Here is a 25,138-nt window from a genome sequence, read left to right on the forward strand (position 1 = left end):
ATTGATTAATTTTCTTTTCTACGACCTACTGCCACGGCCAGTCCTGCAAGACCTAAACCAAACAGGCTGAGCGTCAGATTCATCTGATCACCAGTATTTGGCAAGACTCCTGCTTTTGTAGTTTTTGCTGGACTTGCTACTTCTGTTTTTTTATCTCCTACTTTCGGAGAATCAACTGGGGCCTTCTTGTCCGTTGCTGAAGTATTTTGTACTTGATTAGATGGTGAATCCGTATTTTCGGCTGGAACAGTTTCTGGATTTGAGGCTGGATTTTCTGGATCAGTATCCAATAAAATTTCGATAAAGTCTGGGTAGCCATCTTCATCCGTATCAATGCTTGAATTTACAGGAATGATACGTGAATATGGGTTGACAACCTCATAAGCTGATAAGTCAGCTGTCTTTAGGTATTCAGCAAAGACGCTGTCCATTGAAGGACCTTCTTCACGTGCTCCGCCAAGCATTGTGTAGCCATCACCACCAGCAGCAAGGAAGTCATTTGTTGCTAAATAGTACGTTTTTTCAAGATCCAAGGCGTCATATTCGCCAGTCTCTGGATTAAGAATACCGATAAGAAGAACACGTTCTTCTACAGGAAGAGTTGGATCGTAGAATACATTTGCTCCTGAAATGTGTAGGAATCCACCACTAGCTTCAAAGAGCGGCATGCCATTTTCATCTAAAAGCATCTCGCCAGTTTCTGGATTCACTTGCAATGTAGATGATAAAGACTTGGTAAACATATCATAAATTTGCTGACCAGTCACAGTGATTTGAGAAACAATGTTACCAAATGGCAAGACTGCAATAATATCACCTTTTGTAACAGGCTGATCTTTAGCAATTGTTGCACGTAGACCACCACCGTTAGTCACAGCAAGGCTAGTTTTGTTTGAAAATCCTGTTTGACCATAAGCATAGATCGCATCCGTCACTGCATTCCCCAAGTTGGTTTCGCGAACACGCACGTTTGAGCGGTCTCCGTTTAATTCCACTGGGTTATTTTCAATAACTACTTGAGCATTTTCAGCTTCATATTTTGCTTTAATTTCATCAACCAAGGCTGCGATTTTAGCATTTGGCGTCACATTTTTAGTATCCGCAGCAGAAATCAAGCTAGCTTCACCCAATAATTTATCGGATTTCAAGGTTACTTTACCGATATTGTTCAAGTAAGAGCCTGTTTGATTATAAGTAACGTTATCTCCATAGGTAGTCGCTTCTACCGTGTGGGAATGACCGTCGATAACAATAACACGTTTACCAGCTAATTTACTATTTTTAGAAAGTGCTTCAGCAAGAGTTGAACCTCTCCATTCAACAGGCGTTGTAGAATCGACACCTAGGTGAGCTAGAATGATATAGTTCTTGTAAACACGATTATCTGCTAGAGCGCGCGCTTCCACTTCGTCAATCACTTTATTGACTTCTGTGACTGGGTCGGTAAATGTTACTCCCTCAACATTTTTCGGATGGGTTTTTGTAGCAGTTTCAGGTGTTGTTACACCGATAACTACAAATTCATCGCCTACAACAGTTGGAGTTTTATCGACAATAGTTGAAGCTTCAAAAACACGAGCACCATTAACGTAAGTGTTAGCACTCAATAGCGGGAAGTTCAAGGTTTCCTTGTACTTGATTGCTTGATCCATCCCAAAGTCAAATTCATGGTTACCAACAGCCATTGCATCATAGCCGACTTGGTTCATGATATTGGCGCGGTCTTCACCTTTTGTAGAGTTGGAAATTGGAAGTCCTTGGAAGGCATCACCAGCATCTACTACAATTGTATTTTCTACTTTGGCACGTTCTTCTTCAATGACTGCCGCAGCCTTAGCGTCACCGATGACATTCTTTTCTTCAAGAATGCGACCGTGAACGTCGTTTGTGTGGATAATGACTGCCTCTACTGTTTCTTCCGCAGCAGGGACAACAGTTTCCTCCGTTGCTACGTTTTCAACTGACGTTGCTGGTACCGTAGCAGTTGCATCAGTCGTTGCTGGTACCGTAGCAGTTGCATCAGTCGTTGCTGGTACCGTAGCAGTTGCATCAGTCGTTGCTGGCTGATTGGTTGTGGTAGCTGCAGTCGTTGTCTCAGCAGCTTGTACTTGTTGAGCTAAAACAAATGGCGCCAACAAGAGTGTGGACATTACAGGCAACAAGATTTTTTTCTTTTTCATAAATAGACCTTTCTTCGGCATTTTTTATATCTCTATTATACACTTTTTATCAAAAAACAAAAACATTAAAATCGCTTACATGTTAAAAAGGTTCGAAATAAGCGAATTAGCTATCTAATCCGCTCATTTCCTATTTACCAAATACTATTTGTCCATTTGCAATGGTGTAAAGGACCTGTCCTTTCAGACTATCACCAACAAACGGAGAATTTGCAGACTTCGAGGCAAAATCCGCTGTGACCAACCGATTTGCATTTGGGTCAAAAATAACAAGATCGGCTGGGCCATTTTCAGCAAGATAGCCAGCATCAAGACCATAGAGCTTGGCTGGATTAATGGTCATTTTCTCCAACAATTGTACGAGTGTCAGATGCCCTTCTTCCACCAGATGCGTCAAACCAAGTGAAAGCGAAGTTTCCAAGCCTGTCATTCCTGAAGGAGCTTGCGTAAGGTCCTCTACATTTTTCTCATCTGGGTGATGAGGTGCATGGTCCGTCGCAATGACAGAGATAACACCAGATTTCAACCCATCAATCACAGCCAAGCGATCACTTTCTAATCGTAGTGGCGGATTCATTTTAGCATTGGCACCTTTTGTTAGAAGTAATTCTTCTGTTCGTGAAAAATGTTGGGGTGCTACTTCTGCCGTGACGTTTGCTCCGAGACCTTGAACAAATTCAACCACCTTGACCGACTCGGCTTTGGATAGATGCTGGATATGAACACGCGCACCCGTTTCATAGGCAATCATGACATCGCGAGCGACCATACTGTATTCTGCTACGCCTGTTGCTCCACAAACATGAAAATGTTTTTCAGCTACTTGCTCGTTGAGTCCCAAGACACCATTCAGGTCAGGGTCTTCTTCATGCAGACTGATGAGACAGCCCTGCTCTTTGGCTAATTTCATAGCTTTTCTAACCACGCCAGCATTTGTCAAAGGAATACCATCGTCCGAAAAGGCCACCGCTCCAGCTTCTAGCAAAGCAGGAAAATCGGTCAGATTTTGCCCATCGAAATGATCTGTAATGGTTGCCACACTATAAATATGGATGGCTTCTTTTTTAGCAGAATCCAATACTTCTTTTAAGGTTTCAATATTTGAAATCGTCGGACTAGTGTTAGCCATCATGACAACAGAAGTAAAACCACCCGCTGCTGCAGAAAGAGCTCCTGTATGAATATCTTCTTTATGGGTCTGACCTGGCTCCCGAAAATGCACATGAACATCAACCAAACCAGGAGCAACGACTAATCCTGTCGCATCAATCACTTCTTGCTCAACATCTTCTGAAATCGACTCCGCAATCTTAACAATCTTACTTCCGTCCATCAAGATGTCGCAAACCTTGTCTAAACTGGATTGCGGATCCAATACTCGACCATTTTTCACTAATAACATTCATATTCTCCTTTGTAGTACCAAAGCCATTACCATCTACTATCGCAGCCAATCAATTCCTGTTCTGCCTTGTGAAGTCAAGTAGGCATTTGCTTGTGAGAAGGGCTTGCTTCCGAAGAAACCTCGATAGGCTGAAAGAGGGCTTGGATGAGCAGATTCGATAACCAGATGTTTTGGATTGGTTATCAACGCCTTTTTCTTGCGAGCATAAGCACCCCAAAGAATATAGACAACAGGCTGGTCTAAGCTATTGACCACCTTAATAACAGCGTCCGTAAAAGGCTCCCAGATTTGCCCTGCATGTCCATTTGCCTGACCTGCTGGAACAGTTAAACAAGCATTGAGCAAAAGCACACCTTGTTCCGCCCATGCTGTCAAATCATGATCTTGTTTGACGCCAATATCATCCGTCAATTCTTTTAAAATGTTTTGAAGAGATGGCGGAGCTGGTACCGAGTTCGGAACAGAAAATGACAAGCCCTGTGCCTGACCAGGTCCGTGATAGGGATCCTGTCCCAAAATAACTACTTTAACCTCTTCCAAATCCGTTGTTTGAATGGCAGCAAATACCTTCTCACGAGGCGGATAAATGGTTCCACCAGCATAAACATGATCTAAAAACTGATTAATTTTACCAAAATAATGCTCTGGCAACTGTGCCTTTATCAATTCGTGCCAAGCTGAATGTTCCATAAACTGCTCCTAGTTTGAACTTTTCTCTTTAACAATATAAATCGGACGTTTCTTCGTTTCCAAGAAAACTTTTGCCAAATATTTACCGAGAATACCAATGGTCATCAACTGCAGACCTCCCAAAAATAGGATGATACAAATAGTCGACGGCCAGCCAATTGTAGGATCTCCGAACACCAAGGTTTTGAAAACCACAAAAACCATTAGAACTAGCGACAATAGGAAGGTGAAAAAACCTGTATAGGAGGCAATATTCAAAGGTGTATCTGAAAAATTGATGATTCCTTCAATAGAATAAGAAAGCAATTTCCAGAAAGACCAACTAGTTTCGCCAGCGACCCTCTCAACATTTTCATAGGGCAAGTATTCTGTTTCGAATCCTACCCAAGCAAAAATTCCTTTTGAAAAGCGATTGTATTCAGACACAGATAGAATGGCATCTACCATGTGACGACGCATGAGACGGAAATCACGGGCACCGTCTACTACCTCGACCTGGCTGATTTTATTCATCAATTTGTAGAATAATTTTGCAAAAAAGCTACGAATCGGTGGTTCACCATCACGACTGACACGACGGGTTCCAACGCAATCTAAATCTGGATTTCCATCCAACATAGCCTTCATTTCCATCAACATTTCAGGTGGATCTTGTAAATCAACATCCATGACTGTCACTAGCTCACCTTGCGCAGCTTGTAGACCTGCATAGAGAGCAGCTTCTTTCCCGAAATTCCTTGAAAAGGAAAGATAGCGAACAGCTCGGTCTTGACCAGACAATTGGCGTAAAACCGTTAATGTCCCATCCTTTGAACCATCATTGACAAAAATATACTCAAATTGTTCCCCCATCTCCTTACGAACTTTCTCCATAGCATCGTAAAAATAGGGAATTGCCTCTTCTTCATTAAAACAAGGCACGATAACTGAAATCATGTTCTTCTCCTCATACGGTCAATTATTGTATTCTCAAAATACGTTAGAGACTATTATACCATTTTACAGGATAAGTTCCCAGAAATCGTGCGTGGGCTCGTTTTAAATCTAGTCTTCCTGCCAAGTTTCTTGATTTTGACGGAACTTTTTAAGCAGATTCAAACCATCTGCATTGATATATCCCTGTACTTTTGCGACCTTGATTAACTCTGAATAATTGCTAAGCGTCACCAATTTCACGCCAGCATTATCAAAATTACGATCTGCCTTTGGCAATTCATAGGTAAAGATTGCCACAACACCAATAACGTCAGCGCCTTCACGCTCAGCTGCTGCTACGGCATCTAGAACAGACCCTCCAGTAGAAATCAGGTCTTCAACGACAACCATTTTTTGTCCCTTGACGATGCGACCCTCTAATTGATTCCCTGCACCATGATCTTTTGGTTTGCTACGGATATAAGCAAATGGCAAATTCATCCGATCTGCAATGATAGCACCATGAGGAATACCTGCTGTGGCAGTTCCGGCAATCACCTCAACCTCAGAAAATTCTTCTTCAATACGTTGGACAAAGCCATCTTCAATCAAATTTCGAGTTTCAGGATAAGATAGTGTAATACGATTATCTGTATAGATAGGGGATTTGATACCTGATGCCCATGTAAATGGCTTTTCTAGACGCAGATGAACTGCCTTAATATCCAATAAGTGTGATGCGATTTCTGTTGCTAGTGTCATAATAGACCTCCTTCTAAATGCGTACCATTCCAACATGACCATCCCGCCGAATAGCCTGTCACTCCTAAAGTACTGGTTCAATCTATGAACCCTACAAAAAACTATATTTATCCCTGTTGAATTCTTACAGACTTCTCCTAGTCCACCATTTCAATCCATGAATCAAAATACTGGTCAATAAAATTGGTTTTCTCTTTTATTTCTGTCACGGTAAGTTTTTCATCAAGACCTGTCAGAACCCATTTATCCTCGATATCATCTCTGCGATGTATAATCGCGACCAATTTCCCCTCGAAAGCTGTCAAGGGCTGCCGAACAGCTTTGGAAATGATGTAAACATCTTGCTCTTCACCATCTCCAGCCAATAGATTTGGAACATAGCCGTAATTGATTGGATACTGGTTGCCAAATTTATCAATATACCCGAGAGGTCTATCGATTATAACCTGATAAATCTTATCCACGATTCCACTCCTCTTTAATAGACAAATAGGTCTGGTAAGGATGTTCTGATTTTGTAATCGGGCGACCTACCACAATGTAATCACTACCGATTCGAGCAGCATCTGCTGGTGTCATAACTCGTTTCTGATCGCCTACTTCACCGCCAGTCGGACGAATCCCTGGCGTCAGGCACACAAAATCAGAACTTGTAGCATCTTTAATCAAAGCCACCTCATGAGCTGAACAAACCACCCCATCAAGACCAGCTTCTTGTGCTCTTTGAGCATAATGAACAACTGCTTCCTGCAAACTAGTCTGTATATTCTGGTCCGTCCTCATCTGCTCTTCTGAGGTAGAGGTCAACTGAGTGACCGCTATTAAAACAGCATCCTTACCCAATCCCCTTCGTGCTGCCCGCATCATCTCAACACCACCAGCAGCGTGAACGTTGGTCATATCCACACCGAGTTTTGCCAAGACTTTCATAGCAGACTCGACGGTATTAGGAATATCATGCAGTTTCAAATCTAGAAAAATACTGTGACCGCAGTCTTTCAAATAATTGATAATACCTGGTCCCTCCGCATAATACAACTCCATTCCAACCTTTACATAGAGTTTCTCATCTGGTGGGAACTGTTCCAGAAAAGACTGAACTTCTTCTTTACCTGCAAAGTCAAGGGCAATAATTGGTCTTGTTTCTTTCATAAAATCCTTTCATTTACACAAAAATCCCTGCCAAATCGGTCAGGGATGTGCACGAATTCAGCTTGAAAATCACCTTTCAAGCATATTACATGACACCTTCCTAGCCTCTCTGGACTTAGTTAAAGGAGATATTTTCTTTATATTACTCTTTTATTTTACCTTTGTCAACGCTTACCCAAGCTATATCTGATTTCTCGGCGTAAACCTTCCAAACTATCAATACCATAAACTTCCATGCGTTTTGGCAAGTCTTGAATAATCTTTGGACAAGCAAATGGGTCTGTAAAGTTGGCTGTCCCTACCCCAATGGCTGAAGCTCCTGCAACCATCATCTCTATAGCCTTGTCCGCCGTATCCACACCACCCATACCAATAATCGGTAAATCAGTCATCTGAGCAACCTGACGAATGAGTTTGAGAGCAACCGGAAAAACTGCTGGACCTGACATTCCTCCTGTACCATTTGCCAAGATTGGTTGTCGAGTTTTGAGATTGAATCGCATACCAACCAAGGTATTTATCATCGTCAAGCCAGTCGCTCCAGCAGCCTCAGCAGCCTTGGCCAACAGGGTTATGTCTGCCACACTTGGTGTCAGCTTAACGTAAACAGGTACAGATGAGGCTTCGACTGCTGCTTTTACTGCTTGATAGGCTAATTCTGGCACCTGTCCAATCAAGAGACCATTATTTCCGTGGTCCACATTGGGACAGGAAATGTTCAGCTCGATAGCTTTTACGTTTGGAGCCTTTGAAATTTTCCCTGACACATAGGCATATTCCTCATTGGAAAAACCAGCCACATTGGCAATGATGGGCAAATCTGGGAAATGTTGCTCTAACCATGGTAATTTTTCGGATAAGACCGCCTCAACACCCGGATTTTGAAGTCCAATGGCATTGAGCATACCTGCTGGTGTCTCGGCTACACGGGGAGTCGCATTGCCATAACGAGGATGACGGGTAGTCGCCTTAATCATAATAGATCCAAGCTGGTTAAGGTCATAATAATCTGCATATTCCTGACCAAAACCGAAGCAGCCAGAGGCTGGAATGATGGGATTTTTCAAGTCCAAGCCTGGTAAGGAAATCGCTAATCGTTTTGTCATTTCAACCTCCTACAAAATTAGACTACCTGTCGCAAAGACTGGACCTTCCTTGCAGACACGCTTGTTCTCGTGTTCTTGTCCCTCTTTGGGTTTGACAACACAGGCATAGCACGCCCCCATCCCGCAAGCCATCCTAGCCTCCAGTGAAATGTAGGCATGAGGATGTTCCTGAAAGCGTTGGTCAACATAGTTCATCATAGCAGGTGCTCCACAGGAATAAATGGCTGCAAACTCGTTTGTCAGCTCTTCAACGACCGTTGCAACATTCCCCTTACGCCCATAGGAACCATCATCCGTTGTGACATAGACCATCCCATAACTTGCCAGCTCCTCTTCCAAAATGACGGCCTCTTTGGTGGCAAAGCCAATGACTGACGTGACATTGACACCACGGAACGCAGCCTGTTTGGCTACTTCCACCAAGGGAGGAACACCGATTCCTCCGCCAATGATGAGAATGCGGTCACCTTCTTTGAGAAAGTCTACTTCAAACTCTTTCCCAAGCGGTCCCATAACATCCAAATACTGCCCGACCGTCATTTTCGAAAAGACTTCCGTCCCTTGACCTTCCACTCGGTAAATAATCCGACATTGAGACTTATTCCGATCAATCTCGGAAATAGATATTGGTCTCCGCAAGAGCATGGAATCATCTGGGACACGAATATGGATAAACTGCCCCATTTTCATATCTTGGACCATATCACCCTGCAAGGTCATAGCAAAAATTCGTGGCGCTAGTTGGACTTGGTCCACCAGTAACATCTGTTCTTTTAAAATCATCTTTTCTCCTATTCTATATAACAATGACACAGAAAACAAGAAAGTCGATATAGAGAAAAAACCTTGCTGGCTAGCAAGGTTACACGAAAAGAAGGCAGTATTTGCCCTATTTATCACGTTCCCTTCTTCGCCTCTCTGGACTCAGTTAAAGGATATATTTTCAGCATTATACATTTTTTAGAATAATTTGTCAAATCATGTTACAATGGAGGTATGAGAATCCAACAATTATACTATATTATCAAAATTGCAGAAACAGGCAGTATGAATGAGGCTGCCAAACAACTCTTCATTACCCAACCCAGCCTTTCCAACGCTGTACGAGACCTGGAAAAAGAAATGAAAATTAAAATCTTTTTCCGTAATTCTAAGGGCATTACCCTGACAAAGGATGGCATGGAGTTTCTTTCCTACGCTCGTCAAATTGTTGAACAGACAGAGCTTTTAGAAGATCGCTATAAAAATCCTAATGCAAAACGCCAACTATTTAGCGTCTCTTCTCAACACTATGCCTTTGTCGTCAACGCCTTTGTCTCACTTTTGAAAGAAACTGAAATGGAAGATTATGAACTCTTCCTACGTGAAACACGGACCTGGGAAATCATTGATGACGTTAAGAATTTTCGCTCAGAAATCGGAGTGCTTTTCCTCAACCATTTCAACCGTGATGTTCTGCTGAAACTGTTGGATGACAATCGACTATCCTATACAACTCTCTTCACTGCCAAACCACATGTATTTGTCAGCAAAACCAATCCTTTGGCACAAAGAAAGTCAATCACTCTCGATGATTTGGTAGATTTCCCCTATCTCAGCTATGAGCAAGGTATTCACAACTCCTTCTACTTTGCAGAAGAAATTCTAGCCCAGGAACACCATAAAAAATCGATTGTCGTATCTGACCGTGCCACACTCTTCAATCTCTTAATCGGTCTAGATGGCTATACAATCGCAACAGGTATCCTCAATTCAAACCTTAACGGAGATAATATTGTATCAATTCCTCTGGAATTTGATGATGAAATCGAATTGGTCTATATTCAACACGAAAAGGCATTGCTGTCCGACATGGGAGAAAAATTCATCAATTACCTACTTGAAGAGGTAAAATTCGACCAAAAATAAATACCACTTTATATAGACAAACAAAATACAATATGTTATGATACATTTATGAAAGACGTTGAAAAGAAAAATGAAAATAATTCACTTTTCTTTAAGGAAACGCTTTCATTTTTTTATACTCTATGCTATAATACATGTATCATATATATTAAGGAGTGGTTAGATGGCTCAAAATAAAATGTTAGCTATGATTCTTGCTGGTGGACGTGGAACACGTCTAGAAGGGTTGACAAAAAAAGTCGCCAAACCAGCGGTCGCATTTGGCGGAAAGTACCGCATTATTGACTTTCCTCTCAGTAACTGTGCCAACTCAGGTATTGATATTGTCGGAGTTTTGACTCAGTATGAGCCTGTTCTCTTGAACTCATACGTTGCACAGTCTCAACGTTGGGGACTTGATGTACAAGGATCTGGCGTCTTTGTATTACCACCGAGTGAAAAAATCGAAGGTTTCGGACTTTACAAAGGTACAGCCGACGCTATTACACAGAACATTGATTTCATTGATCTTCACGATCCAGAGCACGTATTGATTTTGTCTGGTGACCACATCTATAAGATGAACTACGACAAACTCCTTGATACACATATTCAGAAAAAAGCAGATGCCACGATTGCGGTTATCGAAGTTCCAATCAAAGAAGCTTCACGTTTTGGTATCATGAATACGGACGAAGATTACCGTATTGAAGAATTTGAAGAAAAACCAGAAAATCCTAAGAGCAATTTAGCATCAATGGGTATCTATATCTTCACTTGGAAGACCTTGAAAAAGTACCTTCAAGAAGATGACAAATTGGACACTTCATCTCACGATTTTGGGCACGACATCATTCCGAAATACTTAGAAGATGGTCGCACTCTCATTGCCCATCCATTCCGTGGTTATTGGAAAGACGTAGGTACCGTTAACAGCCTCTGGGAATCCAATATGGACTTGATTGATCACGCTGGAGATTTGGACCTTTCTGACCGCTCATGGAGAATCTATTCAGAGGATAAGGGATCTCCTGCCCAAGTCATTGGTGCAACTGCAACGGTTAAATCTGCCTATATTGATAAAGGGGCAATCATCGATGGTACTGTAGAACATTCTGTTATTTCAACAGATGTGCAAGTCAACCAAAATGCCGTAGTAAAAAATTCTGTCATCCTACCTGGTGCTATTATCGGCGAAGGTGTTGAACTTGACTACGTCATCGTCGCTGAAAATATTAAAATTGCCGACGGAGTTAAACTCACAGGAGACATCGACCATATCCTCTTGATTGACAAGAATGTGACCAAGTAAGAAAGGACTGCTATGCTAAGAAATACTCTCGGAATTGTAAATATTGAAGGAAACAACGTACATTTTGGTGACGTGATGAAGCACCGTGGCGTACAAGCTTTCGGTTTCTTAGGTCGTTATCGCCTAATTGACTTTGCTCTATCCAATATGTCAAACTCTGGAATTACAGAATTCCAAGTATACATGCCTGCCGAAATGCGTTCAACAATTCAGCACGTTGGTACAGGGAAACACTATAATATCAACAGCAAACGCGGTACCCTTCGCTTGCTCAATAGCGCAACAGACCCAAATAGTGTCTATCGTCACGATATTAATGCCTTCACAGAAAACATCCACTACATCGAAAATTCTACAAAAGATTATGTGCTAGTTGCTCCATCTTACTTCATCTATAGCCAGGATTTTTCAAAAGTCATGGATGACCATATCGCAACGGATGCTGATATTACCGTTCTTTATAAAAACGTTTCAGATGCTAAAGAAAATTTCATCGGTTGTCAAACTCTCAAATTTGGTGAAGACCGTCGTGTCGTAGCTTTTGAGGAAAACCATGGTAAATATAAAAACCGTCCCGTTTCCCTTGAAGCCTACATTATGAAACGGACTACATTTATCGACTTGATTAAACGTGCTAACAAAGTGTCGTCTCTCTACTGGTTAAAAGATATTTTACGTGATACAGTTGACCAGTACAAGATTATGGGCTATGCACATCGTGATTATGTCGCATGTATCAATACGACAGCTTCCTACTTCAATACTCAAATTGAATTGATTGACCAAGATACCCGCAAACTCCTCTTCAAACATGATTGGCCAATCCATACTCAAACAAGTGATAGCTCACCATGTTTATATGGTCCATTGGCAGAGGTCAAACGTAGCCTAATTTCAAATGGAGCGAATATCAATGGTCAAGTCGAAAATTCAGTCATTGACCGCGATGTTATCATTGAAGAAGGTGTTGTTATCAAAAACTCAATCATTCTCAATGGCGTGACAATCAAGAGCGGGGCGAATATTGAAAATGCAATTATCGATAAAGCAACTAAAATTATTCACCCAATTGACATCAAGGGAAGCGAAACTTCGCCTTCATACTTGAAACCACACCAAATCATTTAGGAGCTAACATGACAAAAAAATCTGTTCTCTTTGTAGCATCCGAGGGACTTCCATTCATCAAGACTGGCGGATTGGCTGATGTTATTGGCTCTTTACCAAAAGAATTGGTAAAACAGGGTTTAGATGTCCGAGTCGTTCTACCACTCTACAAAAAAATTGCAGTAAACAATCACTCTGATTTCGATTACGTATCAAGTTTTGATGTGCGGGCTGGCGACATCCAATCTATGGCAAATGTTTACAGTCAGGTTGTTGATGGAGTAACATTCTATTTTATTGAACACCGCGATTTCTTTGAACGCGATGAACTATATGGATACGACGATGATGCCATGCGTTTTGGCTATTTCCAACATGCTACATGTCGTCTGTTAGAAGCACTTCATTTCTTCCCGGATGTCATGCACACACATGACTGGCACACTGCTGCCCTTCCATTCCTTTGCCGTACTTTCTATAGCTACCGCGAAGAATTCCGCAATATCAAGCATGTATTCACTATTCATAACTTGGCTTTTCAGGGTATTTTTCACAAACAAGCACTTTGGTCAGCGCTTGGCATGGACTATAGCTACTATTTGGATGGTATTGCACGTTTTCATGATGAATGTATCAGCTTCATGAAGCTGGGTATCCTATACGCTGACAAGGTTACTACAGTTTCTGAAACTTATGCTCGCGAAATCCTAACGGAAGAATTCGGCGAAAACATGCAACATGTACTAGAGTTGCGCAAATATGACTTGGTTGGTATTGTCAATGGTATCGACTATGACAGTTGGGATAGTCAAACAGATCAGTACCTTGTGAGAAATTATAGTCTTGAAACGATTGAAAGTAAAAAGGCTAATAAACTGGCCCTGCAATCACAATTTGCCCTTCCACAAGATGAGAATGTCCTATTGATAGGTATCGTCTCTCGTTTGACATGGCAAAAAGGGTTCTACCTCTTGACCGAGGTACTTGGCCATCTTCTTCAAGCCCATGTCCAATTTGTTATCTTAGGCAATGGTGAGGAAGACATTGAAAATGCCTTTAATCACTTTAAACATGCTTATCCTGATAAATTTGCATTCTACCGTGGTTACAATGAACCACTTGCCCACCAAATTTATGCAGCAAGTGATCTCTTCCTTATGCCTTCTATGTTTGAACCATGCGGCATTAGCCAGTTGATTTCAATGCACTACGGAACACTCCCTCTAGTGCGTGAAACAGGTGGCTTGGTTGATACTGTAGCACCATACAATATGTCTACCAAGGAAGGAACTGGCTTTAGCTTTGGAGGGCGTGACGCTTACAATATGCGACAAGTCTATGATTTAGCCCTTCAAACCTACTATGACCGTCCCGATGACTGGTATGCCATGGTTGAACAAGCTATGAAGCGTGATTTTAGTTGGACAGCTTCGGCAGAGAAATACATCTGGCTCTACCGTGAAATTAGTGGTTAGGAAATAAGATGAAAAAATATACTGAATCGGAGTGGGACCCTAGTCCACTCCTTTTCGGCAATGGAGATTGCTATGACAGAATTTACTGACCTAGATTTATATTATATGAATACTGGTGAGCATACCACTCTTTACGAAAAAATGGGTGCTCATATTATAAAAGAACGAAACAAAATTATCGGAACCCAATTTCGTGTCTATGCCCCAAATGCCAGAGAAGTATTCTTAGTTGGCAACTTTAACGAGTGGCAACGCAGTCACTCTATGGAGCGTGAAATTGATGGAGTATTTCAACTTTATGTAGACGGATTAAAATCCCTTGAAGATTATAAATACCTGATTATCACACACGATGGGCGTGAAATATATAAGGCTGACCCTTATGCATTTTTCAGCCAAGTTCGTCCAGACACTGCCTCTACAACCTACAATTCGCGTTATAAATTCAAAGATGACATCTGGATGTATAATCGTGTTAACTATGATTTTAAAGAACAGCCAGTATCCATCTACGAGGTGCACTTAGGTTCGTGGAAGCAAAAATTTGCTAATAAAAATGAAGGAGGAGCTCCTGTAGAAGCTTTCAATAGTTATAAGGAAATTACTCCACTTCTCATCGAACATATCAAGGAAAATAACTACACACATATTGAGTTATTGCCAATTACCGAGCATCCTCTCGATGCGTCTTGGGGCTATCAGGTAACAGGCTACTACAGTCCAACTAGTCGCTATGGCAAGCCAGATGAACTTAAGTATTTAGTTGACCAATGTCACCAAGCAGGAATCGGAGTGATTCTTGACTGGGTACCACTTCATTTCTGTAAAGATGCTCATGGGCTCTACCAGTTTGATGGTAGTTGGCTATACGAATACTCCTACGAACAAGACCGTGAAAATCACCAGTGGGGGACTGCTAATTTTGACCTTGGAAAAGGACTGACTCGTTCTTTCCTTCTTTCTAATTTAAAATACTGGTTGGAATATTTCCATTTTGATGGCATCCGTGTTGATGCACTATCTTATCTCCTCTATTGGCGTGGTGAAACAGATGAAGATAAGATAAATCATGCCGCAATTGACTTTATCAAACGTGTCAATGCCATGGTCCATACCGACTATAAGGGAGTCTTGATGATTGCTGAAGACTCTTCAAGCTTCCCTAAAGTCACACATCCTCTAGAAGATGGCGGTATTGGATTTGATATGAAATGGGATCTGGGCTGGATGAATGATACACTAAAATTCGTGGAACGCCCTGCTATTTATCGAAAATATCACTCAAATGAAATCACTTTTGGTATGTACTATAACCAAAACGAGCAATTCTTACTACCACTTTCGCACGACGAAGTTGTTCATGGGAAACACTCCATTATCGAGAAGATGAATGGCGACTACGAAGATAAGTTCCATCTGGCTCGAGTCTACTACAGCTTTTACTTTGCCCATCCTGGAAAGAAATTACTCTTCATGGGAAATGAATGGGGTCACATCCGTGAATGGCACGAATATACAGAAATGGACTGGGGACTGCTACAATTTCCAATCCACCATTCTTTCTATCAAATGATGAAAACACTATCTACTTTCTATAAAGAACATGATGCTTTCTGGAAATATGACTACCAAGCCTATGAAAAAGGATTTAATTGGGTAAAAATAGATGAAGAAGCAAGCCTGTATGCTTTTTCTCGCACTAGTGATGTGCAAGAAATCTTGACTATTCATAACTTTAATGATCAAGAACTATTTGATGTACACTTGGATTTGCCAGCTGACAGCGAATATAAACTTGTCTTCTCATCTAATGCTATTCCAATGGACACATTTAGCCTCTATCCCGATGAAAATGGAGCCAGAATTACTGTACCACGTTTGACCAGTTTTTATCTAGAGCGTGTGAAATAATTATCTATAAAAAATGGAGTATTGAACCGACCCAAATTTTCTGTCTAACTTTTGGTGTGTGGCTCACTTACTCCATTCTTTTTTGCATGCAAAAACAACCACCGTTTCCGATGATTGTTCATTTCTCTTATTCAACACTTGTATATGTTGCAGCTTTCTCAAGGAAAGTATCAAACTCACCACTTGCTTTTACTTCTGCGATAACCTTGTCTATCGCAGTTTTTAGTTCTGTACTACCTTTTGGCAAAGCAATGACTTTCGAATTCTCATCAATCGTTGGAAATTCAACGGATGCAACGGCTAAATCTGAATTCTGTGAAACATAACCAGCAGCAACTGGAGAATCCATTAAAATAGCATCAACTTTTCCTGATTTGAGCTCATTTACAGCTTCACCCATCAAGGTTAAAGAAATTAGGTTAGCTTGACTAATGTTTTCCTGTGCATAGGATTCTTGTGTTGAACCCTTTTGTACCGCGAGAGTTTTCCCGCTCATAGCATCAATTGAAGTGAGTGAATTGGCGCTATCTTTTTTGATAAGTAATACATCAGAAATTTGATAGTAACTTTCAGAGAAATCAAAAACTTTTGCACGCTCTTCCGAATAAGATAGACCAGCAATTGCAATATCAGCTTTGCCATTCTGAACGCTAGACAATACATTGTCAAAACTCATTGCTGAAACTTCAAGCTTGACCCCAAGTTCGTCGGCTATTTTTTGAGCCAACATAATATCTGCACCAACAACTTCATTCTTTCCATCAACTAGTGCCTGAAACTCGAATGGAGCATAGTCTGGACTAGTTGCCACTACTAATGTTCCTTTTTCTTTAATTTTATCTAATGCGGATTGTGATGACGTCGAAGAACAAGCTGCCAATGTCAGTCCAGCTAAAACTGTTGCTGCTAATGCCAAGATTTTTTTCATATTTCTTAAATACCTTCTCTTTATTTTAATAAAATACTTATTCTAAAAAACAGAAGCTTATTGATTTTCATTGTATTTTCTTGCAGTTTTTCAGAATGTATTCTCATTTTAATTCATTTTTATACATTTGTCAAGAAAATATTATTTTTATTCACTTTAATTGTATAAAATTTAATTATTAGCAATGGATAATTCATAGGCTTCTTGAACAAATTGATCCATCTGTCCAGATTCCACTAGTTTTGTAATGACAGAGTCAACTTTTTCCTTTAAAGCTGTACTTCCTTTTGGCAAGGCAATAGCATAGGCATCTGAATAGCTACTTTTTATCTCAGTATCTAAAATAACCAAGTCATCATTTTTGGCAACATAAGCTTTCGCAATCGGCTCTTCAAAAATAACTGCTTCTACCTTCTGTGATTTTAATTGATTAATTAGCTCGCCGTTCGAAGCTAGAGCAATAACCGTGGAGGACGGAAGCTGTTCTTTAATAATTTGTTCTTGAATAGAACCTTTTTGTGCTCCTATATTTGCCTCAGCTAGAGAATCAAGCGATGTATATTGTGCAAGATCCTCTTTATTTATAATAACTTTATTGGTTGAGGTGTAGTAAGGAATGGAAAAATCATACACTTTTGCACGCTCTTCAGTGGCTGAAATTCCTGAAATGGCAATATCCGATTGCCCTGACTGGACATTGTTCAAAACATTATCAAAACTCATCGCTGAAAATTCGACTTCTACACCCAATTCTTGACCAATGGCTTTTGCAAGCTCAATGTCAGCTCCAACGATTGTATCTTTTCCATCAACCAGTGTTCTAAACTCAAATGGTGGAAATTCTGGATTCAATGCAACAATTAGTTTTCCCTTTTCCTGAACATCCTTCAAGGAAGTATCTTCTTGAGTAGCATTTCCACTGCAAGCACTTAGGGTCATCGTTGCCAACAAAACCAATCCCATCATAATATATTTTTTCATCATCATATTCTCCTTTAAAATAATCCTGTGCATACTTATACCGTTTTTTATATAAAACATCGGACTTCCATTGTAGTAAAATGCATATTTTTTCTCCTTTTTTGAAAGATAAAAACATTTTATGTCATTTTTATACATTTGTCAACTCATTTGTTGTATTTTTATTCAAACAACATAAAAAAGAAGCTATTCCTAGCTTCTACCTAAAATTCTTGTCCCACTCTCCATCGTCATTTTTTCTAGTATAAAAGAACTCGGACAAATCTGGCTCATCCATGACTTTCAGGATTTCTAGTAAGTCATAGGCCAAATCCATCTGAGGCAGTTCCGACTTCTCAACCCAACGCACCTCGCCTTCTTCAGTTGATCGGATAGTTCCTGTAAACTCTGTTGCCTTATAGAGAAATACAATGTAACGATGCCCTTCCTTATCCGGCCAATGTTTAAGACCAACCAAGCGAGCATCAGTGACTGTTAAACCTGTTTCTTCTTGCACTTCTCTAACAACCGAATCATGGAAATTCTCGCCTTCTTCAATATGTCCACCTGGAAAGGCAACACCAGACCAACGATAACGCTTGGGATCTCGAATCTGTACAACGACCTTCCCTTCCTTATCTTCGATTAGACACATGTTAGTCAAAGTGACCATTTCTTTTCTAGCCATTTTCTCTCTCTTTCTGTTTAAAAATCATTCTATATTCTGTACGTTCTGCACCTAAATTGACCGTTTTTTTGACACCATCAAATCGGAAGCCCACTTTTTCATAGAAGGCAATGGCACGCGCATTCCCCTCCAATACCCAGAGAATAACGGTTTCGTAGCTCTGCAATTTTTCTAAAGCTGCCTGCATGAGCTGGTAGCCTATCTTCTGATTATAATAGTCCGCCAAGACATAGAGGGCGTAGAGCTCCCCTACCCCTTGCAAATCCTCCTGACTAGATGAGCCGTAACAGGCAAAGCCAACGACCTTATCATCCATCACAGCTATCAAGATATTCTGAGGATACCGAACTGCCCAGTCTTGACAGCGTTCTAAAGTGTAAGTATTCTTTAAAAATTCCTGAGGTAACAAGTCAGCATAGGCCTCCTGCCATGATTTCCAATGAACATAGGCCTTGCCTAGCATTTCACTTTTCGTTTCCAGTGGTTTAATCATCATCTAAAGGACCTCCGAATTTTTTCCTCTAGTATACATTAAAAAACAAGTTGGCACAAGACCAACTTGTTAATGATTATTTAATTAAAAATCGATGTTCTGAAGTCATTTGTAGAGTTCATCAAGGCTTGATAAACTTTCACTTTGAGTGCATGAACACGACTGTTGTTCAAGTTGAGGCTGTTCGCTTGGATGTCTGCTTCCATGGCCTCTTTCATCAAGTTTTGCAACTGCTCAAAGCTTGTGATAGTTACTTCCTTGGTTGAATCAGCAACACCAAGTTCATACTGCATGGTAAACGGCTTGAGTTGGCCTGTCGCTGCTTTTTCCAAACGCTCAGTAAACATGGCTTTCTTAAACTCAGCCCATGAAGTATATTGACCTTGGAAGACATATTCTAAGACATGGTCATCCGTAATCAAACCAGTATTCTTCTTGTTCCAAGTATCATAGATGATTGAGCCTTTCTCCATAGCTAGATCAGACAACTGGCCAGAAGCATACGGTACAAAACCATCTGTGTACCCTTTGGCAGCAATTAATTCAAAGGCCATACGGCGGAACATGATGTCGCCTGGAGAACCGTTTGAGTTTGAAAGGGCTGAGAAGTTAGCTGCAAACATTGGAACGCTGACATAACTGTTTCTATCCCACTTCTTGCTTGTGTTAGTTGGATTGTTGACATATTGGCGTTGAACAATAATGCTCTGATCAATCAAATCATTGAAGGACTTCAAGCTTGCCACTTCGGCATCTGTCAATGCACGCGCAGAGTTTCCAGCATGGGTATCAACACCATTATTTTGGACATAGTAGTTTTCAATCTTACGCAACCAAGCTTTCTTGTTAGCATCTGATTGAGCCAAGATGTTTGTACCTTCTAGGTAATCCAGCAAGTAAAGTACATCAAATTGGTTATGGTAATACTCATTGAAATCAGCTTCGCTATTGAAACGTGCAACTGGGTCTCCGACATGGACACGGTTGGCATCATCGCTATTATAGACAGCGTTGAATCCAAGGTTCATCTCAGTAACATTGAAGACATTTTGTAGAAGACCTTGGGCGTAAACTTCCATACCTTGACCAATACGGCGGCCATAGCCTTTCAGATAAATATCACCATCTTGGTTGTGAACCATTTCGTGGGTATAAAGAGCTGTACCGTAATCCGTCAACATATCGTAAGTAATATAGTAGGTCTCACTTCCATCCGCAAAGGCAGTCTTAATAGACGGATGCTCACGATACCACTTATTGATCGGACCGTAGAAATCTTGGATAGCATCAACATCAGCTGTCAAGTTGCGATAAGACTTCGTACCATCTTTACCATACATCACATAACCTTCGTTATTGAGGACAGATCTGAATAGCTTGTCACGGTTGGTTTCATCCAAAATCTTATACCAGAAGTCTGCATTATCACGCTGACGTTCTGCCGCCAAATCAACCATCTGACGAACCTTATCACGATTTTCAACTGTTGAATAATCATCTACATAGTGCTCATATGAACCAATCGCGATGGTATTCATGTTTGTGATGATAAAGATATTTTCTTGTGGCAAAGTCAAGAGTGGCAAGAGCATGTGGTTGTACTTCCAAGTTGGATTGGATACAGTATCATTCACAATCTTGCTATAAGCTCCAACATTGTACTTGCTATATGTATCTGTCGTTTCCTGCTTAGCAGCTACTTCTGGAATCAAGGATTTACCTTCAACAACATAAGCCTTGGTTGTTTGCTTGAACCATTCATTGTTGGTCATTTCTGGCAAGAAGAGCTGACGATAATCTTCCAGCATATCGAAAAGCTTGGTCTGATTATTTTGTTTACCAATGATGGATGCAAAAGTGGTCACGTTATTGTGGGCACGAAGAACATCATAGCCACCATTACCAATTGCAAGAATCATATCTAGGGCAGATGCTGCATCATTTCCGAAGAAGTCAGGTTCAAAGATGGTCAAGTCTTTGGTATTCATCTCTCCGAAGTTGATGTCATACCAACGGTTCAAGTAAGTCAAACCGAGCACAAAGGCTGCTTTGTTGTTGATGATTTTCTCTTTGATGTAGTCTTCAGAAGCCTGACCTTGACCATTTAGACTAGCCACTAAAATCTTACGAACATTGCTTTCTAGGTTGGTCATCACTTGGTCATAGCTTTCACCAAAGTAGAAATCTTTTGCTGTACCAGTCTGAGTATCGGCATTCAAGGTCGTTGGATAATTGATAACAGCCTTCATGGCATCCGAGTCGAGGACAACAGAAGAAAGGCTGCTTACCAAGTCATTGACAAGGGCACTTCTGTCATTCAAGAATGATTCTGGCGTGTAAATCAAGTCCGTACCTGAAATGGTATACTCGACCACATGATTATTCTTGAAGTCTTCTAGATAAGAAACTGTCTTGTAGTCCACAGTGCCATCAGCATAGTGAAGCATAATCTTATTGATATTAGCCTTCTCAGCGTAGACGTCAGCAACTACAGCATTGTCCTTCATTGGTACAACATCCAGCAAACGGACCTTGTTGAGCTTATCGTCTGTCGCAATCTTGTTTCCATAATAGACAAGAAGTTCCTTGTTGTAGAATGGCAAGATTTTCTCCATGTTGTAGTAGGCAGTTTCATGGTCAGCCTGTGCCTTATCCAAGGTCAAGTAGTCTACTGAATAATGATTGGGATTAAGCGGTACAGAATCATCAATTGTCGCTTGAATAGCCATAGCTTCTACTTTTGCTTGCGCTTCTTCATCAGTGATAACAGTGACGTTGGTCAAGCTATCAGATGTTGTAGTGAAACCGTCTTTAATCTTACCAGTTGGATTTGCGGGTTGACCGATAATGCTTTTCGTACCAGTCATATCGCTGACAACGTTGTTGACATTACCGCTATGTGGAGCATAGGCACCTGTTACTTGGTTGGCACCAGCAATTCCGCCGACAATGGCTGCCGATTCAGTCGTCACAATGGAACCAGCTGCATAAGAATTATAGACACTTCCTGGTACATCGTAGACAAGCATTGTACGACCGACGATACCACCAGCTACTTGATTCTCTGTACCTGGGAGGGTTATGGTCGCATCAACCTTGGCATTTCCGACACTTGCCATCGTACCGTTACCCAAGATACCACCAGTTAGACTTGCATTGGTTCCGGTTACTTCGATACTACCCTTGAAGGATACACCTTTAATAGTAGTATTTGTTGCAGAATGAACTAAACCAGATACGTTTTGCGGTCCTTTGATAGATGCTTCTACTGCTACGTTTGTAATAGTTGCTCCATTGGCATTAATCGCAATTGTCGCAAGTGGGTTCTTAGAGCTTGTATTCAGGCTTGCATTTTTGATGTCCAAGTTTTGAACTTTACCACCAAGGTTAAAGAACAATGGTGCTTTCAAGTTGCTGATAGAAAAGGCGTAGCCGTCATTTAAGCCATCCAAGGTACCGCTAAAGTTGGTCACATACGATGCAACATCTCCAACAGGAACTTCACTTGCGTCCAAATGCGCTCCTAGTTTAAAGGTACCACTTGGATTTGCCTTCATAGCGTCGAGCAAAGCTTTGAAGGATGTGTAGGTATTTGCATCAGTCGCCATCTTAGGAATGTAGAATTCACGATTGGCAACGTATTGGGCATCCTTATCCTGTACCAATTCATCAAAGGATGAAACTAGTTTGAAGACTGCCTTGCCATTCAAGGTAGTTTCTTCAATACTTGACACAGGTAGGTATACCTCCTTGAAGCGATCTGAAGTCACCTTGATAAACAATTCATCTGTGGATGCTGGCAGTTCTTCCAAGAATTCTTGACCGATGTAGCTACCATTCTTACGACGGTAAACAGTCACCGCATCAATATCCTTGATTTCAATCTTCTTGTAGACCAAATCAAATTTGCGCATGCTTTCAAGAATAGCTTCTTGTTCCGAACTTTGTTCCTGCTCTGCCATTGTGTAGAAAATCTTAGTCTTAACAGTGTAATCTGTGTAGAAATCAAGATTTTCAAGTGTCAACTGGCCATTTGGATCTGTAATGGTCTGTTCTTGAACCAAGGCACCTGTATTATCATAGAGGAGAGCAACAGCTCGTTGGAAATTAGCGGTTTCGTCTGTCAACTTGTAGCTGATTGTCGCTGACTTGGCATCGTCATTTTCCACCAAATCTGTGATAATCACTTGTGGTACTTTTTCAACCTTTGTACCACGCGCAATGACTTGCTTAACAGGTTGTTTGGTAATTTCTTCTGTTACAGTAGAATTTTCCTGACGAACACCCTTGATAGTCTGGTAAGTTGTTGTAACTGTCTTAGAGCCATTTACACCCGCCGTTACAACTTTGGTCTTACCTTCTAGCAGTGTTGGATCATCAACATACTCTGTTTCAAAGGTAATCTCAACTTGATTAGTTTCGATTTCCGTACCTTCTATTGGTTTTGTTCCTTTGAGAACCTCTTTCGTTGTTGGCTCTTCAAGGACTTTCTCAGTCACTGTTGGGTTTGGTTGACTGACTCCGTTGATTGTCTGATAAGTAGTGGTAACTTCCTTAGAACCAACCTTACCTTCAGTAATGAATTTTTCTTCCCCAACATAAAGTTCTTCTGTTTCTGTGACTGTCGTTTCAAACGGAAGCTCTTCTGTTGTTACAATGGTTTCAGATCCAATAACATCTGTTGTCTTCGTGCCTACTCTTACAACTTCTGTTACTGGTTCTTTTGTCACTACATCTGAAACTTGTTCGGATTTAATCAGTACACCATCGGCATAATAATTCCTAGTCTCGATTGTCCGAACACCATCTTGTCCCTTCTGTTCAACTTCACGACTACCTTCTGCCAAGTTTACATCATAGATTTCTTGCACATCAAAGGCAAAGACTTCGGTATGAGTAACTGTTTCTTCTGTTAAAGAATTCGTCGAGTTTTCATAACTTGGTTCTGTATCTGGTACTTCTGTAACAATATCATCGGTTGCTTGTTTTGTACCAACTTCAACAATCTTTGGAACAGCAGTTTTTGTAACCGTCGAGGAAATCTCTTCTTCCGAAATAATTTGACCTTTTGAATGGACTTGTTTAATCGTTACAATACGCTCCCCATCCTGTCCTTCTTGTACCACTCGCTCTGTCCCCGCAGATAATTGAGGATTTTCTACGGTTTGAATTTCGAATGGAATGGCCTCTGTCTTGTTGACAATAGTTTCTGTACGGATTCCTTCTGAAGCTGGGAATTCCGCTGTTTTTTCCTCTTCCGAAGTAGTTTGTTCAATAGCTTTGCTATCCTTCAAATATCCTACATAAACGTAGCCATCAATCTCAGCTGGGGCCGGTAACGCTTGTCCGGCAGATATTTCGATTGCATGGTTATATCGAGCCAAAATTTGACTCGTCAATGCGGAGCTAGTTGGACCGAAGAAGCTTGCTCCCGTAGCTGTCAAAAGGATGACAGCCAACTCCTTCTTACCTTTTTTACCAAATCTAACAGCCAATAACAGGAGAGACACTCCACCCGCCACCAATAGTTCGGTTTCTACAGAGCCAGTATTTGGCAAAACTTGAGACGTGCTTGTCGATGGAGTAGATGTTGTGCCAGTAGCTGGACGATAGATCAGGTAATAATTTACATCCGTTTCCTGAGCTAAGCCAGGCAAGTCACGAATAATCAACTCCTTTTCTCCATCTGTCAATTCTTGCTCTGTCACATAGGAATAATTGATTGATTGAGCACTAGCAGTCGGTGCTGTTGCCACAGAGGACACAAAAAATAGACTTGTCACTGCCGCTGAGACAAGTCCCACTGACATTTTTCTAAAACCAAAGCGTTGTCGCTTTTCACCTAAAGATCTTTTCATATAAGTTGTTACTCCCTAAAATAGTATAGAAACTATTATACCTATTCAATGATGCTCCTACAAGTTTTTTGTCTTATTCAATGAACTATTTTCAATTCAAATCTGATACAAACTAAGCAATGTTCATAAAAAACGACAGGATGCAGTACCCTGTCGCTTTATTCTTTCGAATCTACATATTCTTCAACTCGATAACCATATCACGAATCTGGGCTGCCAGTTCAAAGTCAAGCACTTCTGCCGCTTCCTGCATCTGACCTTCCAGTTTCTTACTTATGGTCTAACTCAATTCTTCGTAGCTTTTCAAAA

General features: G+C 40.9%; 19 protein-coding genes and 1 pseudogene. 5 read left to right on the top strand and 15 right to left on the bottom strand.

Translation table 11 applies throughout. The features are described 5' to 3' along the window. Positions 1-5: 5 nt before the first annotated feature. From nt5e to YYK_RS04350, 9 genes are all read right to left on the bottom strand, one after another. Entirely contained in the window at positions 6-2,180 is a 2,175-nt protein-coding gene (nt5e, locus tag YYK_RS04310) for a cell surface ecto-5'-nucleotidase Nt5e (RefSeq protein ID WP_032537267.1), read from the bottom strand. Positions 2,181-2,310: 130 nt separating this feature from the next. Continuing rightward, positions 2,311-3,582, bottom strand: a complete 1,272-nt coding sequence (locus tag YYK_RS04315; RefSeq protein WP_014917246.1) for a dihydroorotase — start codon at positions 3,580-3,582, stop codon at positions 2,311-2,313. Positions 3,583-3,621: 39 nt separating this feature from the next. Beyond that, a complete protein-coding gene (locus YYK_RS04320) occupies positions 3,622-4,275 on the bottom strand; it encodes a uracil-DNA glycosylase (RefSeq protein WP_002939547.1) in 654 nt (217 codons plus the stop codon). A gap of 9 nt (positions 4,276-4,284) precedes the next feature. Beyond that, positions 4,285-5,211 carry a glycosyltransferase family 2 protein gene (locus YYK_RS04325; protein ID WP_012775134.1) on the bottom strand — a complete coding sequence of 309 codons (927 nt, stop codon included), beginning with the start codon at positions 5,209-5,211 and terminating at the stop codon, positions 4,285-4,287. A gap of 108 nt (positions 5,212-5,319) precedes the next feature. Further along, on the bottom strand, positions 5,320-5,952 hold the full coding sequence (pyrE, locus tag YYK_RS04330; RefSeq protein WP_012775594.1) for an orotate phosphoribosyltransferase: 633 nt from the start codon (positions 5,950-5,952) through the stop codon (positions 5,320-5,322). 137 nt (positions 5,953-6,089) lie between these two features. Continuing rightward, positions 6,090-6,416 carry an inorganic diphosphatase gene (locus YYK_RS04335; RefSeq protein WP_011922495.1) on the bottom strand — a complete coding sequence of 109 codons (327 nt, stop codon included), beginning with the start codon at positions 6,414-6,416 and terminating at the stop codon, positions 6,090-6,092. Continuing rightward, on the bottom strand, positions 6,409-7,104 hold the full coding sequence (pyrF, locus tag YYK_RS04340; RefSeq protein ID WP_011922496.1) for an orotidine-5'-phosphate decarboxylase: 696 nt from the start codon (positions 7,102-7,104) through the stop codon (positions 6,409-6,411). The genes YYK_RS04335 and pyrF overlap by 8 nt, the downstream gene beginning before the upstream one ends. 164 nt (positions 7,105-7,268) lie before the next feature. Then, complete coding sequence (locus YYK_RS04345) at positions 7,269-8,210, bottom strand: dihydroorotate dehydrogenase (RefSeq protein ID WP_012028173.1); 942 nt, start codon at positions 8,208-8,210, stop codon at positions 7,269-7,271. A gap of 9 nt (positions 8,211-8,219) precedes the next feature. Further along, entirely contained in the window at positions 8,220-8,993 is a 774-nt protein-coding gene (locus tag YYK_RS04350; protein WP_012775136.1) for a dihydroorotate dehydrogenase electron transfer subunit, read from the bottom strand. Positions 8,994-9,206: 213 nt separating this feature from the next. On the opposite strand from YYK_RS04350, the gene YYK_RS04355 reads away from it, so the two are divergent. The 5 genes from YYK_RS04355 to glgB all read left to right on the top strand — a co-directional run bounded on the left by YYK_RS04355 (position 9,207) and on the right by glgB (position 15,902). Then, the gene (locus YYK_RS04355) at positions 9,207-10,118 is read left to right on the top strand and encodes a LysR family transcriptional regulator (RefSeq protein WP_012775137.1); all 912 of its coding nucleotides are present in this window, start codon (positions 9,207-9,209) and stop codon (positions 10,116-10,118) included. Between the two features lie 163 nt (positions 10,119-10,281). Then, entirely contained in the window at positions 10,282-11,409 is a 1,128-nt protein-coding gene (locus YYK_RS04360; RefSeq protein WP_011922500.1) for a glucose-1-phosphate adenylyltransferase, read from the top strand. Between the two features lie 12 nt (positions 11,410-11,421). After that, complete coding sequence (glgD, locus tag YYK_RS04365; protein ID WP_011922501.1) at positions 11,422-12,537, top strand: glucose-1-phosphate adenylyltransferase subunit GlgD; 1,116 nt, start codon at positions 11,422-11,424, stop codon at positions 12,535-12,537. An 8-nt stretch (positions 12,538-12,545) separates the two neighbouring features. Beyond that, positions 12,546-13,991: a glycogen synthase GlgA gene (gene glgA, locus YYK_RS04370; RefSeq protein ID WP_011922502.1), complete on the top strand. Its 1,446-nt coding sequence runs from the start codon at positions 12,546-12,548 to the stop codon at positions 13,989-13,991. A gap of 72 nt (positions 13,992-14,063) precedes the next feature. Then, positions 14,064-15,902, top strand: a complete 1,839-nt coding sequence (glgB, locus tag YYK_RS04375) for a 1,4-alpha-glucan branching protein GlgB (RefSeq protein ID WP_012775138.1) — start codon at positions 14,064-14,066, stop codon at positions 15,900-15,902. Positions 15,903-16,029: 127 nt separating this feature from the next. Here the strand turns inward: glgB and YYK_RS04380 are convergent, their stop codons facing one another. From YYK_RS04380 to YYK_RS10460, 6 genes and pseudogenes are all read right to left on the bottom strand, one after another. Next, complete coding sequence (locus YYK_RS04380) at positions 16,030-16,830, bottom strand: transporter substrate-binding domain-containing protein (protein ID WP_011922504.1); 801 nt, start codon at positions 16,828-16,830, stop codon at positions 16,030-16,032. Positions 16,831-17,001: 171 nt separating this feature from the next. Beyond that, positions 17,002-17,817, bottom strand: coding sequence for a transporter substrate-binding domain-containing protein (locus YYK_RS04385; RefSeq protein WP_280176503.1), 816 nt, complete (start codon positions 17,815-17,817; stop codon positions 17,002-17,004). 193 nt (positions 17,818-18,010) lie between these two features. Next, the gene (locus YYK_RS04390) at positions 18,011-18,478 is read right to left on the bottom strand and encodes an 8-oxo-dGTP diphosphatase (RefSeq protein WP_012028182.1); all 468 of its coding nucleotides are present in this window, start codon (positions 18,476-18,478) and stop codon (positions 18,011-18,013) included. Then, positions 18,471-18,974, bottom strand: coding sequence for a GNAT family N-acetyltransferase (locus YYK_RS04395; RefSeq protein ID WP_012028183.1), 504 nt, complete (start codon positions 18,972-18,974; stop codon positions 18,471-18,473). Before YYK_RS04395 ends, YYK_RS04390 begins: the two co-directional genes overlap by 8 nt. Positions 18,975-19,051: 77 nt before the next feature. Next, a complete protein-coding gene (locus tag YYK_RS04400; protein WP_014917247.1) occupies positions 19,052-24,829 on the bottom strand; it encodes a ZmpA/ZmpB/ZmpC family metallo-endopeptidase in 5,778 nt (1,925 codons plus the stop codon). Between the two features lie 172 nt (positions 24,830-25,001). Then, positions 25,002-25,100, bottom strand: a pseudogene (locus tag YYK_RS10460) (UvrB/UvrC motif-containing protein); the annotation flags it as partial. Positions 25,101-25,138: the final 38 nt, after the last annotated feature.

The sequence above is a fragment of the Streptococcus suis S735 genome (genome assembly GCF_000294495.1).
GTDB classification, from domain to species: Bacteria; Bacillota; Bacilli; order Lactobacillales; family Streptococcaceae; genus Streptococcus; species Streptococcus suis.

What these genes read in the sequence shown, in the direction of transcription:
- nt5e (WP_032537267.1), bottom strand. Translation starts at nt 2,180, where the DNA reads ATGAAAAAGAAAAAAATCTTGTTGCCTGTAATGTCCACACTCTTGTTG.
- YYK_RS04315 (WP_014917246.1), bottom strand. Translation starts at nt 3,582, where the DNA reads ATGTTATTAGTGAAAAATGGTCGAGTATTGGATCCGCAATCCAGTTTA.
- YYK_RS04320 (WP_002939547.1), bottom strand. Translation starts at nt 4,275, where the DNA reads ATGGAACATTCAGCTTGGCACGAATTGATAAAGGCACAGTTGCCAGAG.
- YYK_RS04325 (WP_012775134.1), bottom strand. Translation starts at nt 5,211, where the DNA reads ATGATTTCAGTTATCGTGCCTTGTTTTAATGAAGAAGAGGCAATTCCC.
- pyrE (WP_012775594.1), bottom strand. Translation starts at nt 5,952, where the DNA reads ATGACACTAGCAACAGAAATCGCATCACACTTATTGGATATTAAGGCA.
- pyrF (WP_011922496.1), bottom strand. Translation starts at nt 7,104, where the DNA reads ATGAAAGAAACAAGACCAATTATTGCCCTTGACTTTGCAGGTAAAGAA.
- YYK_RS04345 (WP_012028173.1), bottom strand. Translation starts at nt 8,210, where the DNA reads ATGACAAAACGATTAGCGATTTCCTTACCAGGCTTGGACTTGAAAAAT.
- YYK_RS04350 (WP_012775136.1), bottom strand. Translation starts at nt 8,993, where the DNA reads ATGATTTTAAAAGAACAGATGTTACTGGTGGACCAAGTCCAACTAGCG.
- YYK_RS04355 (WP_012775137.1), top strand. Translation starts at nt 9,207, where the DNA reads ATGAGAATCCAACAATTATACTATATTATCAAAATTGCAGAAACAGGC.
- YYK_RS04360 (WP_011922500.1), top strand. Translation starts at nt 10,282, where the DNA reads ATGGCTCAAAATAAAATGTTAGCTATGATTCTTGCTGGTGGACGTGGA.
- glgD (WP_011922501.1), top strand. Translation starts at nt 11,422, where the DNA reads ATGCTAAGAAATACTCTCGGAATTGTAAATATTGAAGGAAACAACGTA.
- glgA (WP_011922502.1), top strand. Translation starts at nt 12,546, where the DNA reads ATGACAAAAAAATCTGTTCTCTTTGTAGCATCCGAGGGACTTCCATTC.
- glgB (WP_012775138.1), top strand. Translation starts at nt 14,064, where the DNA reads ATGACAGAATTTACTGACCTAGATTTATATTATATGAATACTGGTGAG.
- YYK_RS04380 (WP_011922504.1), bottom strand. Translation starts at nt 16,830, where the DNA reads ATGAAAAAAATCTTGGCATTAGCAGCAACAGTTTTAGCTGGACTGACA.
- YYK_RS04385 (WP_280176503.1), bottom strand. Translation starts at nt 17,817, where the DNA reads ATGATGATGAAAAAATATATTATGATGGGATTGGTTTTGTTGGCAACG.
- YYK_RS04390 (WP_012028182.1), bottom strand. Translation starts at nt 18,478, where the DNA reads ATGGCTAGAAAAGAAATGGTCACTTTGACTAACATGTGTCTAATCGAA.
- YYK_RS04395 (WP_012028183.1), bottom strand. Translation starts at nt 18,974, where the DNA reads ATGATGATTAAACCACTGGAAACGAAAAGTGAAATGCTAGGCAAGGCC.
- YYK_RS04400 (WP_014917247.1), bottom strand. Translation starts at nt 24,829, where the DNA reads ATGAAAAGATCTTTAGGTGAAAAGCGACAACGCTTTGGTTTTAGAAAA.